The organism is Protofrankia sp. Cr1 (genome assembly GCF_963555865.1).
Classification (GTDB): Bacteria; Actinomycetota; Actinomycetes; order Frankiales; family Frankiaceae; genus Protofrankia.
Genome location: NZ_CAUVXO010000018.1, coordinates 25,211 through 27,328, shown reverse-complemented (window position 1 = coordinate 27,328; position 2,118 = coordinate 25,211). Strand labels below are relative to the sequence as shown.

2 protein-coding genes are annotated in these 2,118 nt (G+C 71.0%); both read right to left on the bottom strand.

Annotated elements, in window-relative coordinates; translation table 11 throughout:
• Window positions 1-7 precede the first annotated feature (7 nt).
• Window positions 8-1,351, bottom strand: a complete 1,344-nt coding sequence (aroA, locus tag U9980_RS03545; protein ID WP_322766656.1) for a 3-phosphoshikimate 1-carboxyvinyltransferase — start codon at window positions 1,349-1,351, stop codon at window positions 8-10.
• An 87-nt stretch (window positions 1,352-1,438) separates the two neighbouring features.
• The coding region (locus U9980_RS03540) for a methyltransferase domain-containing protein (protein ID WP_322766655.1) at window positions 1,439-2,118 on the bottom strand (680 nt) is incomplete at its 5' end.

Sequence of the window (2,118 nt, the reverse complement as noted above, 5' to 3'; positions counted from 1 at the left end):
CCGGACTTCATCGTTGCCGGACCGTCTCGTCCGGCATCCCGGTACCGGTCAGCATCTGTGCCCACAGTCGATCAAAGTGTGGCACGGTCTTGGCGGTTGTGCCGATGTCGTGGACCAGCACCCCCGGTACCACGAGCCCCACCACGGCATACGCCATGGCGAGGCGATGGTCGGCCCGCGGGTCGAGAGCGGCGCCGGACAGCGGTGCGGGGGAGATGGCCAGCCCGTCCTCGGTCACGGTGACTGCCGCACCCAGGTGGCCCAGCTCCGCCGCGAGCGCCGCGAGTCGGTCGGTTTCCTGCAACCGCAGGTGTGCGATGCCCCGCAGGCGGCTGGGCGAATCGGCGAGGACGGCGAGCGCCGCGAGCGTGGGAGCGGCCTCGCCGTAGTCGGTGAGGTCCACGTCGATGCCACGCAGGCGTTGCGGGCCGCGTACCTCGAGACCGACCGATGTCTGTGTGACGGCGCAGCCCATCGCGGTCAGCAACTCCGGGAGCAGCCGGCCGGGCTGCACGGTTGCGGCCGGCCAGTCGGCGAGGACGACGCGACCGCCGGTCGCCGCCGCCGCCGCAAGGAAGGCAGTCGCGCTGTTGATGTCGGGCTCGATGATGCGGTCGTGGGCGAGGATCCTGCCGGGTGCGACCGACCAGCGCGCAGCCACCCCCGCCTGGGTCCGGTCGACGTCAACCTCAACCGAGGCGCCGGCGGCACGCAGGTCCGCAACGGTCATCTCCAGGTACGGCCATGAGGGCAGCCGCGAGCCCACATGTCGGACGGTTACTCCATGATCATATCTGGGTGCCGCGAGCAGAAGCCCGGACACGAGCTGGCTGGACGTGGACGCGTCCACCGTCACCTCACCCCCGGTGAGGCGCCCGCGGCCATGCACGGTCAGTGGCATCCGGTTGCCGTCGATGCGTGCGCCCAGGGCCCGCAATGCATCCAGGAGAGGGTGGAGCGGACGTTCACGCATGCGCGGGTCGCCATCGAACACCAGGTCACCGTGGGCCAGTGTGGCCAGCGCCGGGGTGAACCGGGCGACCGTACCGGCGTTGCCGCAGTCGATCAGAGCACCCGGGGCAGCCCGCAGCGGGAATTCACCGTGGACGACCCAGTCGCCGCGGTCGTCGAGCACGGCGACCCCGAGCGCGCGCAGCGCGGCGGCCATGAGCAGCGTGTCGCGTGATCGCAGGGGCCGACTCAGCCGGCTCGTGCCGTCTGAGATCGCTGCCAGGATCAGCGCCCTGTTGGTCGCCGACTTCGAGCCCGGCATCATCACGGTCGCGTCGACTGGTCGTTGCGCCGTTGGTGCCGGCCAGGGGTCGATAGGCACATCCGTGGTGACGGTCACCACCTCAGCATGCCGGAAACCGCCTTGATCGGGCCAGGCCCGGCCCGATCAGCCGGCCCGATCAGCCGGCCCGATCAGCCGGCCCGATCAGCCGGGGCGGCGGGCACTGGCCACAAGGTGGATGCCGATCGACTCGCCCTCGCGTTCGGCGGAAAGCTCGACCTCGGTCCGGACGAGGGTGGGGAAGCAGGACACATCGGAGGCGACAGCGCGTGTCACCGCCTCGGCCGACAGCACCGTCCGTGGACGGATCCAGTCGACGTCGAGGCCCGCGCTGGTCAGTAGCGCGTGCAGTTCCTCCGGCCAGAAACAGCGGGTGATGGAGCCGTCTTCGGCGGGGACGAGCACGACATCGGCCCGGGGCACGTCCGACAGCTCTGCCCAGCGGTGTTGTTCGGCGAGACGGGCGAGCCCGAGCAGGAGCGAGTCGACGCACAGCAGCAGTCGCCCACCGGGGCGCAGCATGCGGTAGATCTCCTCCAGGGTCGTCTCGGTAGCCAGGCAGAACGACAGCGCCCGGCCCTCGGCGAGGACGGCGTCGAAGCTCGCCGGAGCGAACCAGTCCAGCGATCGGGAGTCGCCCGCGACGTGCAGGAACCTGCCCTGGCCGGGCGTGGGGTTGCCCAGCTGCGCCCGGCTGCGCATGTCGACCACGCCGGGATACGAGGGGTCCAGACCCTTCGCCGAGGGGACGACTCGCACGACGTCGTGCCCGGCTGCGACCATTTGACGTGCGAACCGCGTCCGCGGGCCGGAGACGTCCAGGA